At 39.6% G+C, this 12703-nt stretch carries 10 protein-coding genes and 2 riboswitches; of the genes, 8 read left to right on the top strand and 2 right to left on the bottom strand.

The annotated features are described in order from the left end of the window. Window positions 1–139: 139 nt before the first annotated feature. Window positions 140–1549, top strand: coding sequence for a sugar porter family MFS transporter (locus tag FZF09_RS00430; protein WP_158734605.1), 1410 nt, complete (start codon window positions 140–142; stop codon window positions 1547–1549). Window positions 1550–1625: 76 nt separating this feature from the next. Here the strand turns inward: FZF09_RS00430 and FZF09_RS00435 are convergent, their stop codons facing one another. Continuing rightward, window positions 1626–1856: a hypothetical protein gene (locus FZF09_RS00435; protein ID WP_158734606.1), complete on the bottom strand. Its 231-nt coding sequence runs from the start codon at window positions 1854–1856 to the stop codon at window positions 1626–1628. Between the two features lie 226 nt (window positions 1857–2082). On the opposite strand from FZF09_RS00435, the gene FZF09_RS00440 reads away from it, so the two are divergent. The 7 genes from FZF09_RS00440 to FZF09_RS00470 all read left to right on the top strand — a co-directional run bounded on the left by FZF09_RS00440 (window position 2083) and on the right by FZF09_RS00470 (window position 11574). Beyond that, window positions 2083–2271: a hypothetical protein gene (locus tag FZF09_RS00440; RefSeq protein WP_233269349.1), complete on the top strand. Its 189-nt coding sequence runs from the start codon at window positions 2083–2085 to the stop codon at window positions 2269–2271. Then, the gene (locus FZF09_RS00445) at window positions 2268–3224 is read left to right on the top strand and encodes an AAA family ATPase (protein WP_158734608.1); all 957 of its coding nucleotides are present in this window, start codon (window positions 2268–2270) and stop codon (window positions 3222–3224) included. Before FZF09_RS00440 ends, FZF09_RS00445 begins: the two co-directional genes overlap by 4 nt. 3 nt (window positions 3225–3227) lie before the next feature. Next, a complete protein-coding gene (locus tag FZF09_RS00450; protein ID WP_158734609.1) occupies window positions 3228–4436 on the top strand; it encodes a DUF58 domain-containing protein in 1209 nt (402 codons plus the stop codon). Beyond that, window positions 4436–6580, top strand: coding sequence for a transglutaminase TgpA family protein (locus FZF09_RS00455; protein WP_158734610.1), 2145 nt, complete (start codon window positions 4436–4438; stop codon window positions 6578–6580). Before FZF09_RS00450 ends, FZF09_RS00455 begins: the two co-directional genes overlap by 1 nt. Before the next feature lie 34 nt (window positions 6581–6614). After that, window positions 6615–6714: riboswitch (purine riboswitch) on the top strand. Between the two features lie 242 nt (window positions 6715–6956). Further along, window positions 6957–8495 (top strand): glutamine-hydrolyzing GMP synthase, encoded by a 1539-nt coding sequence (gene guaA / locus FZF09_RS00460; protein WP_158734611.1) that lies wholly within the window; start codon window positions 6957–6959, stop codon window positions 8493–8495. 95 nt (window positions 8496–8590) lie between these two features. Then, a riboswitch (purine riboswitch) is annotated at window positions 8591–8691 on the top strand. Between the two features lie 157 nt (window positions 8692–8848). Next, on the top strand, window positions 8849–10162 hold the full coding sequence (locus FZF09_RS00465) for an NCS2 family permease (protein WP_158734612.1): 1314 nt from the start codon (window positions 8849–8851) through the stop codon (window positions 10160–10162). 422 nt (window positions 10163–10584) lie between these two features. Then, window positions 10585–11574 carry a S8 family peptidase gene (locus FZF09_RS00470; protein ID WP_233269350.1) on the top strand — a complete coding sequence of 330 codons (990 nt, stop codon included), beginning with the start codon at window positions 10585–10587 and terminating at the stop codon, window positions 11572–11574. Window positions 11575–11637: 63 nt separating this feature from the next. On the opposite strand, the gene FZF09_RS00475 is transcribed toward FZF09_RS00470, so the two are convergent. Further along, the gene (locus FZF09_RS00475; RefSeq protein ID WP_370514406.1) at window positions 11638–12513 is read right to left on the bottom strand and encodes a YitT family protein; all 876 of its coding nucleotides are present in this window, start codon (window positions 12511–12513) and stop codon (window positions 11638–11640) included. Window positions 12514–12703 lie beyond the last annotated feature (190 nt).

Below are 12703 nucleotides of genomic sequence, written 5' to 3' on the forward strand. Positions count from 1 at the left end.
ACCCAAACAGGTGTAAAAAATCTATTTTAAGGAATCTTTACCACGAATTTTTGAAACTTAAACGTAATTCAAATTATATTTTTTACCAATATAAAATATCAAAATCTCAAAACATTATTCATTTAGAAGGGAGATATATATGAATAAGGTATCTCATAGAAAGTATTTAATTATGGTTATGGTTATTTCTACATTCGGGGGTCTTCTTTTTGGGTATGACACTGGTGTCATTAACGGTGCACTCCCTTTTATGTCTCAGGAGAGTCAGCTTAATCTAAATCCTTTTACTGAAGGTCTTGTGGCTAGTACTTTATTGTTGGGAGCCGCACTAGGTGCTATTTGCGGCGGAAGGTTGTCTGATCGTAACGGCAGGCGTAAAACTATTATTCATCTCGCTGTACTATTTTTTTTAGCTACAATCGGTTGTACATTAGCACCAAATGTCGGTGTTATGGTTATCTTTCGTTTTATGCTAGGTTTAGCTGTTGGGGGTGCCTCTGTTACGGTACCGACCTTTTTAGCGGAAATGGCGCCAGCGGAACGAAGAGGCCGTATGGTTACTCAAAACGAATTAATGATCGTTACCGGGCAGTTATTAGCCTTTACTCTTAATGCAGTCATTGGAAACACCCTCGAAAGTGCGAATGCTTGGCGTTATATGCTTATCATTCCAATAATTCCTGCAGTTATATTATGGATTGGTATGCTGTTCGTGCCAGAGAGTCCACGCTGGTATGCATCTAAAGGCAGGTTTGGAGACGCTTTCAACATTTTAAAAAAGGTACGTGAAGAAAAAGAGGCTAAGTCAGAACTTAATGAAATCGAATCTAACATTGCCGAAGAGTCCAAAATTAAAAAAGCTAGCTTTAAAGACCTAACTGTTCCGTGGGTACGCCGCATCGTTTTTCTAGGAATTGGTATCGCTGTCGTCCAGCAAATTACTGGTGTTAACTCGATTATGTATTATGGTACTGAAATTCTCATAGATTCTGGCTTTGAAACGAATGCTGCATTGATTGCAAATGTTTCTAATGGCATCATTTCAGTGTTAGCTACCTTTGTTGGTATCTGGCTTCTTGGAAAGGTAGGCCGTCGTCCAATGTTGTTGACTGGTCAAGCAGGTGTGACTACTGCACTTTTGCTTATTGCAATCTTTTCCTACACCCTTCAAGGGACTGCTGTACTTCCTTTTATAGTGATGGCATTAACCGTTACTTTTCTTGCTTTTATGCAGGGAGCCATTGCACCAGTAACATGGCTGATGCTTGCAGAAATATTCCCATCGCAGCTGCGGGGAATGGGGATGGGTGTAAGTGTATTTTGTCTTTGGACTATTAATTTTCTTATTAGTTTGGTATTTCCGGTTGCACTCAGCAGTCTTGGTTTAACTACGACGTTCTTTATTTTTGTAGGGCTTAACGTTTTGGCAATCGTTTTTGTGATGAAATTTTTGCCAGAAACGAAAGGGCGTACGTTAGAGCAGTTAGAACAATATTTCCGTTCGTATGATGAACAAGCACTTCAATCAACTGCTAAAAAAGCAAATTAAAGTCCCCAAGATTATATGAAGGTTGAGACGTATGAAAGTTTAGTACTTTATGAAAGAGGGAAATGTATCGTTTAATCTATAAGGCCATTACTTGTCCATTCGTGTTTATTGAGACAAGTAATGGCTTTTGTTGAAAGGTAAGAAATGATAAATAGTTGGCGTTTTTGATGTCTAGCTTCAGCGCCCAGCCGCTCAGGTGTACACGATAAAGAGGAACTTTTGCTAAAACCGCGACGTCCTGTTGCAACGCAAAAGTCAACACCTCCTGTGCAAGACAGTTCAGTGTTGTCACAGGACGTACTTCCACACGATGTGGTGACTTCTACGTTGCACACTCGTCGCCAAAAACGCCACGTCCTGTGGCATTGGCGACATTAGCACATCCTATGCGTCGACGTGTGCGATCTTAGTAGAAGTTCATTAAAATGAGCTGAACGTCTTTATGTCTTCCCTTTCGACTCCGGGCCGAAGGCGACCCTGCGCGAAAGCTCCAGAACCTGTCGCGGGCTCCCAGGATGGGAGTCAGTTCGGCGTTGTCACAGGACGTGACGCTCGTAGCCGAACTTCCTTCTTTTAAGGCGCTTGCGCTTTTCTTATACTGTATTTTCTTTTTTCTCTCTGATATGATTGGCCGTCCTCTTCCATCCCAAAAAACGGCTAGATATGATAATATGAAAGGTAGTGAAACGATGCAGCTGATTATTGGAGGAATTCTACAGTGAATGAAAATCGTTCTGCCTTGCAAACTGTTATTGAAAACATTGAACGCGTTGTAGTGGGAAAACGCGAAGAAATAGAATTAAGTTTAACTGCTTTATTAGCCAAAGGCCACGTTTTACTTGAAGATGTGCCAGGGGTTGGGAAAACAATGATGGTTCGAGCAATTGCACGTTCCATCGGAGCAGAGTTTAATAGAATTCAGTTTACACCTGACTTACTGCCTTCGGACGTAACTGGTGTCTCAATTTATAATCAGAAGACACTCGAATTTGAATTTCGGCCAGGTCCGATCATGGGAAACGTTGTACTTGCAGATGAAATCAATCGTACTTCTCCAAAGACACAAGCTGCTTTATTGGAAGCATTGGAAGAAAAAAGTGTGACGATTGATGGAACAACTCGTCCTCTTCAGGATCCATTTTTTGTAATGGCCACACAAAATCCTATTGAATACGGAGGGACATACCCGCTTCCGGAAGCCCAGCTTGATCGTTTTCTATTAAAATTAAAAATGGGCTATCCAAGTTATGAGGAAGAATTAGAAGTACTAAATCGTGTGGCTGAAAAACATCCAATTGAGGATTTAACAGAAGTACTTTCACTTGAAGAAGTCTTGGCTATGCATAAGGAAGTTACAAAAGTGTATGTAGATGCTTCCATCAAACATTACATTATAGCTATTATAAACGAAACGAGAACACACAGGGATATTCATTTAGGTGTTAGTCCGCGTGGGTCGATTGCATTAATGAAAGCAGCTCAGGCATACGCTTATCTTCAAGGAAGAGAATACGTTATTCCAGATGACGTGAAGTATTTATCACCTTTTGTTCTCTCGCATCGCCTTATTTTAAGACCCGATCTGGAAATGGTGGAAAAATCGGGAGAAGACGTCATCAGTGAAATTCTTAACACTTTGCGAGTTCCCTTATCTAAAAAGGAAGCGGTGCGTTAAAGCATGAAGTTATGGGGAGCATTTATAAAAACCATTAAGCTTCTGTCCATATTTGTAATGGCAGGAGCTTTGTATGCTTATGCGATGTTTCAGGGAGGATATGTGAGCTGGTTTTTGTTTTATAGTGTTATAGTGATTGTTTTATTTAACGCTGTTTTTATTCTATATCCGCTTCGCTTCATAGAGGTGGAACGGCGGATAGATAGAAAGCTGCTTTCTTATAATGATACAGTAAAAGTGGACTTGATTTTAAAAAAGAAAGTACCGTTTCCCCTCCTCTTTTTAAGTGTTTATGATGAGGTTCCATATGGTTTAGGAGGGCAAGGCCAAACTTCAGGTACGGTCTTTTTCTTTGCAGCAGCAAAAAATTTAAGTTATACGTATGAGGTTCGGGGAAACAGACGGGGTGAATACGATTTTTCTCTTATTCACCTTCAGGCAGGGGATTTATTTGGCTTTTTTCAAAAAGAAAGAACAGTAAATTTGCCTGTTACGTTAACTGTTTTCCCGCGGCTTCTACCATTAAGAAAATGGAATACTGCTCAACGAGATGAACAATTCGATAATTTTCTTGTTTCCTCAAAGTCAATAGAGGATACATTATCAGTTGCTGGAGTAAGAGAGTATAAACCGGGCGATAAAATGACAAGTATTGATTGGAAAGTGTCGGCGCGAGCTGCTAAATTAGTTACTAAAGAATTCGAGTCACAAGAGGGAAAAGGATTTCTAATGATACTTGAAAATGACAAGATAGATCATTGGACAGAACCTTTTGAAAGTGCAGTAGAATTTGCCGTTTCTTTTGTTGATTACTGCTATAAGCAAGAGATACCTGTTGGTTTTACCCTTTTGGCTCGGAGCGAAATGCTGATCGAAGAAGAAGCAAAACTAAGCCATTTCCAGCAGATTTATAAGGAACTGGCTAAAGTAAAAAAAGAAAAAATGGCTCCAAATACTACAAGTTTTGCTAAGCGGTTTTCCGGCCGTTCTATAGTCTGGATTTCTCCTGGATTAACGCTTCAAACATTAGATGATCTCCAGCGCTTAGCCAATCTTGGCAAAAAGCTTATCGTTTTTTACGTTCCGAATGAAACAAATAACAACTTGGAAAATGAACGTCTTTATCATTTACAAAGGCAAAAGGTCAATGTTTATGCTATTCAGTTAAAGGAATCTTCGTTTGAAGTCACTTCTTATAGGGGGAAACCATAATGGAAAGCACAAAGCGAACACCGCGTCTGTTTCTTCTATATATGCTTGGCTATTTGTTATTAATGGAGTGGCTGATTCCTCTGCCGGAAGTAACAAAAACGGGATTTGTACCTGTATTTATGGCTGTCGCTGCTTTCTTTTTTTTAATTATGTTTTTAGGGTTTTCTTGGTGGGGAACATTACTGCTTATATTTGCAGGGATACTGTTCGGTCTTCATACGATTTTTTTTGATTCCGCTTTTTTAGGAAGAGAATGGTGGAACACGCTATTTACCGATATTGGTCATAATGTCGGTTTTATGTTTGGCGGGCAGTGGCATGGTTTGAGTGACTTGTTTCGCAGTCTATTATTTCTGGTTTTATTAGCAATCATGAGTTATTTAATTTATTTTTGGGTCGTGCATGCGAGGCGTATTCTATTCTTTTTCGTTTTCACGGTGATTTATATAGGGGTGATGGATACGTTTCTCCCGTACGATGGGAGTCGTGCAGTGATACGAATATTTATCATTGGCTTTGTGTTAATGGCGCTGCTTCAATGGGACAGACTGGCTGCGTTTTTTCCAGGTGCGAAGCGAAGGTCTTTATGGCTGCGCTGGTTTTTTCTTTCCATGGTTATATTAGTCATTGCAGCTGGTGTGGGAATGGCAGCTCCTAAAGCTGACCCACAATGGCCGGATCCTGTTCCATTTCTTGAATCCAAAACAGTTTTAGATGGAGAAAACGATTTAGGAAACAATAACACACGGAGGATTGGTTACGGCAACAATGACGAACGGCTTGGCGGCGGCTTTGAAATGGATGAATCTGCTGTTTTTACAGCAAAAGGTGAAAAGAGCGGGTATTGGAGAGGTGAATCAAAAAACGAATATACAGGGCATGGCTGGAATTCCGATACCCCTGAGGATTTTGCCGAACGCAGTATGTTTTTGGAAGACACCGTCCAAACGGAAGCTAAGACAGTGGAAGTAGAAATGGCAGATAACAGGACATTTGACTTTGCTTTTTATCCAGGAGCTTTTCATTCAATAGATATTCCGGGTGAGGAAAATGTTCAACCCCAGGTGGATAGATATTCTGGTAAGGCCAATATATTAGTTAATGAAGAGTCTCATGAAACGGGGGCTTACACTTTAACTTATGGAGATCCTGAATTTTCTATAGACAAAATGCAAAATGTTTCAAGCGAAGATCCAGAAGAAATTACAGAATACTACCTATCGTTACCAAATGACCTGCCTTCTTCTATTCATGAACTAGCGGAACAATTAACAGAGGAAGAAGACAACCGCTATGATAAGGTTCGTGCTGTAGAAGATTATCTTAAAGGACCTGACTTTGTGTATGATACGTCTAATATTGCTGTACCCGAAGAAGGCCAGGATTACGTAGAACAATTTTTATTTGAAACGCAAAGAGGTTACTGCGATAATTTCTCTACCAGCATGGCTGTCATGCTGCGCACCCTTGATATTCCAACAAGGTGGGTGAAAGGATTTACAGAAGGAGAAGAGTTAGACAGCGGTAATGAAGAAACACTTTATGAAGTGACAAACGCCAATGCCCATTCTTGGGTAGAAGTGTACTTTCCAGATGTAGGCTGGGTACCTTTTGAGCCAACACGCGGCTTTACTTCTGAATTTGATTATATTAGAGAAAATACAGAATCTGACAATGAACAAGAGGAAGAAGAAGAGGAAGAGGAAGAGCAAGAAGAAAAGGAAGAAACAGAAGAAAACAACGAAGAAGAAGAGGAAGATGATGTTTCGTCTGCTGGTTCCGGTATGCCGGTTTGGCCTTTTTTGGCGGGCGGTATTTTCGTAGTAAGCATGGCATTTATCTTCCGCTTTTATTTAATGAAAAGGATTCTTCTCTATCGATTTAAAAATGCAAGTAGTACCCCAGCGTTCACCAATGCTTTTCATTCTCTTTTATGGCTGCTTGGCTATGCAGGGTTTAAAAAAGAAGATAGTGAAACACTGCGGGAATACGCATGTAGAATTGATAAATTATTTCAAACAAATGACATGTCCTCCCTCACATACGAATATGAAAAAATGCATTATGGAATGCAATCTAAGACAGTGAAGACATCTTTTTCCTTGTCCACTTGGGAAAACATGGTGAATCGAATAAAAGCTTGACCGCCCTATGTGCTACTGCTAGAATGATAGGCATGTTTTAGTCGCTATATCTCTTCGTATATCCTGGGGATGGGCCTGGGAGTCTCTACCTGGTCACCTTAAATGACTAGACTACGAAGGCAGTTCTTGTATTTGATATCTAAAGGTATCAACCTTTGTTCCCGGACCTGTCTTCGTTTCCCTAAGAAACAAAGACAGGTCCGGATTATTTTGCACTACTATAAAAATAGAAAATACAGCAGCATTTTTCTAACAACGGTAAATATCTTCATCAAAAGAATACAGAAAAGCCATTTTTTCTATGTTATAGGTTTCAATTTGAATATGTTGTTTACACTTTTAAATATAATAAGACTTTAATTGAGGTGGAATAGACATGGAACAAGACAATGAAATGATTGTTGTTCTCGATTTTGGAGGCCAGTATAATCAATTAATTACACGCAGAATCAGAGACTTGGGGGTCTACAGTGAACTCCACCCAAATTCTATCAGTGCTGAAAAAATAAAAGAATTAAATCCTGCAGGTGTTATTTTTTCTGGCGGGCCTAACAGCGCTTATACAGAGGGAGCTCCTTCCTGTGATCCGGAAATTTTTAATTTAGAAGTTCCGATTTTAGGTATTTGTTATGGAATGCAGCTTTTAACCCACCACTTTGGCGGTAAAGTAGAGGCGGCTAATCATAGGGAATATGGAAAAGCCGTCATTAAAGTTGAAAATAATTCTGCTTTATACCATGATCTTCCTGATGAACAATCCGTTTGGATGAGTCACGGAGACCTTATTGTTGCTCCCCCTGAAGGGTTTGAAATTGATGCCGTCAATCCATCATGCCCGGTCGCTGGTATGAGTGATAAAAATAGAAAAATGTACGGTGTACAATTTCACCCAGAAGTTCGTCATACGCAATTTGGAGATGACCTATTAAAAAACTTTGCATTCGAAATCTGCGGCTGTGCTGGCAATTGGACGATGAGTAACTTTGTTGATGAACAAGTAGAAATTATTCGTGAACAAGTTGGAGATAAAAATGTTTTGTGTGCATTAAGCGGGGGTGTTGATTCATCAGTAGTAGCTGCTTTGATACACAAAGCCATTGGAGATCAGCTTACTTGCATGTTCATTGATCATGGTTTGCTGCGAAAGAATGAAGCGGATAGTGTAATGCAAACATTCGGTGAAGACTTCAATATGAATTTGGTGAAAATTGACGCACAGGATCGATTTTTAAATAAACTCGAAGGGGTATCAGATCCTGAACAAAAGCGGAAAATTATTGGGAATGAGTTCATTTATTTATTTGAAGAAGAAGCCGGCAAGTTAAGCGATATGGACTTTTTAGCACAAGGGACTTTGTATACAGATATTATCGAAAGCGGCACAGATACAGCACAAACTATTAAGTCCCACCATAATGTTGGCGGTTTGCCTGAAGATATGAATTTTGATTTGATTGAACCGTTGAATAGTTTATTTAAAGATGAAGTTCGGAAACTGGGGACAGAGCTTGGCGTACCAGATGAAATTGTATGGCGTCAGCCTTTCCCAGGACCAGGATTAGGTATTCGAGTACTTGGTGAAATCACAGAAGAAAAGCTTGAGATTGTTAGAGAATCGGATGCAATTTTGCGTGAAGAAATCAAAAATGCTGGGTTGGACCGGGAAATTTGGCAGTATTTCACGGCTTTGCCTGATATGAGAAGTGTTGGAGTCATGGGTGATGCTAGAACTTATGACTATACAGTCGGAATCCGAGCAGTTACTTCTATAGACGGAATGACATCAGATTGGGCGCGCATTCCTTATGAGGTATTGGAAAAAATCTCTACACGGATTGTAAATGAAGTTCAGCACGTTAACCGGGTTGTGTATGACATTACTTCTAAGCCGCCTTCGACGATTGAATGGGAGTAAAATATTCTGTAAGCCGAATAATTTTGTGGAATAATCTATCAATGTTCGGTTATTAGTTGACTTATGTAAAGTCAGTTGCTAAACTATTGATTAGGTAATAAGTAATATAAGCATTTCGTATAATCGCGAGGATAGGGCTCGTGAGTCTCTACAGGCTACCGTAAATAGCTTGACTACGAAAAATCTGCGGCTTGGAATGTATGAAAACGAGAAAATTCGTCCATTATATTCTAAGGGTTGATTTTTTGTATCAAAGAAGCTCCGGGTAGTTCATACTGCCTGGAGTTTTTTTGATGTGAATTATTATTCGCAGATTGTATTACAGAGACCAATATGAAATGGAGGAGCTTATTGTGAATCGCTATTTTGAGTTTGAAAAATGGAAGACCAATTACCGTCAGGAAAGCGTTGCTGGATTAACGACATTTTTGTCTATGGCTTATATTTTATTTGTAAATCCTCTTATTTTATCTGATGCGGGAATGGATCAAGGGGCGGTTTTTACAGCAACTGCTCTTTCCGCTGCAATTGGTACGCTTATTATGGGGCTTATTGCTAGATATCCTATTGCACTAGCACCGGGGATGGGGCTGAATGCATTTTTTGCTTATACAGTCGTCCTAGGAATTGGCATTGAATGGCAGTTAGCGTTATTTGGTGTATTACTTTCAGGTATTATATTTATTTTAATTACGTTATTTGGCATCCGAGAAAAGATTATTAATGCTATACCCGCACAGCTTAAATATGCAGCAGCAGCTGGTATAGGTTTATTTATTGCTTTTATAGGGCTTCAAAACGCGGGAGTAGTGGTTCCGGATGAAGAAACCGCGGTTGCTCTAGGTAATATGACCAGTCCTGCTACCATCCTTGCTTGTTTTGGATTAGTTGTAACGGCAATATTAATGGTATTAGGTATCAAGGGCGGTATTTTTTACGGAATGGTCATTACTGCTGCTGCAGGTGTGATAACTGGTTTAATTGGGTTGCCTGAAGGTATCGTAGGATCAGTTCCAAGTTTAGCTCCAACGTTTGGATCTGCTTTTTCGATTCTTGGTGAAATGGAATGGACAAGTCAGTTAATTGTACAAATGTTAATTGTCGTATTAACCTTTTTGTTTGTTGACTTCTTTGATACCGCGGGTACGCTGTATGCAGTGGCAAATCAAGCAGGTTTTGTGAAAGACAATAAACTGCCGCGTGCTGGAAGAGCATTACTGGCCGATTCTTCAGCCACTTCTATTGGTGCGATACTCGGTACTTCTACAACAACAGCATATATTGAATCTTCCTCAGGTGTTGCAGCGGGCGGAAGAACAGGTTTTGCATCTATAGTTACAGCTGCCTTGTTTCTTTTAGCTATGTTTTTTTCACCGCTTTTAATTGTTGTTACAGAAGAAGTGACAGCTCCAGCACTTATTATTGTAGGGGTGTTAATGGCTTCGTCTCTAAGACTGATTGAATGGAATAAGCTTGAAATCGCTCTGCCTGCCTTTTTAACAGTAGTCGCTATGCCTTTGACATACAGCATTGCAACAGGTATTGCACTCGGTTTTATTTTCTATCCGATAACGATGCTTCTTAAAGGCAAAAGCCGTGAAATTCATCCTGTAATGTATGTATTGTTCTTTGTTTTTATAGCGTATTTTGCTTTTTTAGGAGAATAAAAAAGTTTTGTTGTATGCCCTTAATATGCAAAAACACATGATCATTTTTTATAAATAGCCATGTGTTTTTTTAGGACTTTACATAAGTTAGTTTAATAAACTCGCATTCATCCTCAGGGCACAAATGAAACATCTATTTCAACTCTCTCTGCTCAATTTCGTACTATCTTTTTGTTCCGGCGGTTGTTCAGTCTCCTTGTGAGCATCCCTTCACTGCGGGGTATCCATACTGCCCCTTGTCCCCTTCCCTTTGGAGTCTCTCGTATTCCAGTTGATAGATGGCCGTCATATCTAAAAAAATCTTTTGAGAAAGCCCCGTTTAAGTGGGGTAATTCGTACAGAAACAAGAATAAAGACGGAGTGCAGTTGGTGGAAAATAGAGGTAAAATAAAATTAAAATATTCACGTAAGGAGGAATTGTTGTGAAAAAACAAGTACGGTTAATTCCTTATCGTGTCGAGGAAGTGTTGAATGCATCCGAAGAGAATATTCCTAAAGGTGTTGAAATGGTACGAGCCCCTAAACTTTGGGAGGAAGGGTATAAAGGAGAAGGAAATGTTATTGCGGTTATAGACACAGGGTGTCAGCCGGACCATCCCGATTTAAAAGATCGTATTATCGGCGGAAAAAATTTCACTGATGATTATAATAGTGATCCTGAAAATTTTTCAGATAACCAGGGTCATGGGACTCATGTAGCAGGTACAATTGGTGCTGCTTTAGATGAGTCAGGAGTCGTCGGAGTTGCACCTCAAGTGAATCTTCTTATTTTAAAAGCTCTTTCTGGAGAAGGATATGGATCGTATCAAGGCATTATAGATTCTATTCATTATGCAGTAGACTGGCGAGGGGACAATGGAGAAAGGGTCCGTGTCATCTCTATGTCACTAGGCGGTCCGAATGATATTCCAGAAATGCATGAGGCGATCAAAAGAGCAGTTGAAAACAACATCCTGGTTGTCTGCGCCGCTGGAAATGAAGGAGATCAGGATGAAAACACAGAAGAAATTGCTTACCCCGGATACTACAAAGAAGTAGTTCAAGTAGGAGCGGTTGATTTTGATGGAAATTTGGCTGAATTTACTAATTTCAACGATGAAATTGACCTGGTAGCCCCAGGTGTTAATATTCTATCCACTTATCCAGATAATAAATTTGCAAGACTGTCAGGTACATCAATGGCTGCTCCTCACGTGACAGGTGCAGCCGCCCTTATTATTAATCAATGTGAAGATGACTTTAACAGGGAGTTAACGGAGCCGCAAATCTATTCACAAGTAGTAAAAAGAACGGAATCTTTAGGGAACAGCAGGAGTATGGAAGGAAACGGTTTGATTGTGCTGACAAATTACGTTACAAGCTCTGAAGATAAGAAAAGACGTCAGAAGAAATATGCATCAAAAAAATCATAAAATTCTTTGTTTGAAAAGAAAATATATAAAAGCGCAGCCTCTTTTATAGGGGCTTGCGCTTTATTATGTTTTCCGGGTTTCTGGGTCAAAGGTGAACCCTTCACCCGCTACTTCTTTTACGTCATGAACAGCTACGAAAGCGTACGGGTCCACGTCATTAATAATGGATTTTAGCTGAATCAACTGATTTCGATTGACAACACAATATAACACATTACGCTTATCACGGGTGAAACTCCCTCTTCCGGTTAATACGGTCGATCCCCGATGCATACGTTTAATAATTGCATCTGATATAGCATCAGTATGATTGGAAATAATCATAGCAGACTTTCCAGCATTTGCCCCTTCGATAATAAAGTCGATAACTCGTGCCGCAATAAAGACAGCTACAAGAGTATACATCGCTTCAGGCAGTGTTAAATGAATTAAGGAAAACGTAATAACAAAGGCGTCAAACATAAACATAAATGTACCGAGCCCCATCCCGAAATATTTCTCTGCCAGCCGGGCAAGAATATCTACGCCTCCTGTTGTACCGCCTGCACGAAATATGATTCCAAGTCCAGTTCCAGCAAAAACCCCGGCAAATAAAGAAACGAGTATCATATCGTTTTGAAGAGCTACGTTCATATGCCAGTATTTTTCGAAAAAATGAAGTGAACCGGAAAGCATCACTGTGCCAAATACGCTATATATAAAGACTTTTCGACCTAGAAGCTTATACCCTACAAAAAACAAAGGAATGTTTAATACAAGATTTGAGATCGAAGGTTCAATGGTAAACAAATAATAAATGACGAGAGTGAGACCAGTAAAACCACCGTGAGCCAGCCCGTTTTGCAAATTAAAATGAATAAGCCCGAAACCGAAAACTATTGTGCCTAGAAATATAATCAATATATTGGTTAAGCGAATGCCTTCAAATAGATTTTTCAATCCGGGTATCCTCCTATACTTTGTTATTAAAAACTTTAAAAACGCTGTTAAATACACAATCAGGCCAGTATAAAAAAATCATCCAATAAAGAGCTTCTCTTTTCAGTATGGCCAATTATAAACGAAACAGCCGTTTATCGACGCAGTGATTATTGGAAAGAGTGAGAAGGAATAATTAAAAGGAATATAA

The organism is Alteribacillus sp. YIM 98480 (assembly GCF_009765375.1).
In the GTDB taxonomy this organism is placed as follows: Bacteria; Bacillota; Bacilli; order Bacillales; family Marinococcaceae; genus Alteribacillus.

Excerpts from the sequence above, each read along its gene's own strand:
- FZF09_RS00450 (WP_158734609.1), top strand. The coding sequence starts at position 3,228 with ATGAAGTTATGGGGAGCATTTATAAAAACCATTAAGCTTCTGTCCATA.
- FZF09_RS00455 (WP_158734610.1), top strand. The coding sequence starts at position 4,436 with ATGGAAAGCACAAAGCGAACACCGCGTCTGTTTCTTCTATATATGCTT.
- guaA (WP_158734611.1), top strand. The coding sequence starts at position 6,957 with ATGGAACAAGACAATGAAATGATTGTTGTTCTCGATTTTGGAGGCCAG.
- FZF09_RS00430 (WP_158734605.1), top strand. The coding sequence starts at position 140 with ATGAATAAGGTATCTCATAGAAAGTATTTAATTATGGTTATGGTTATT.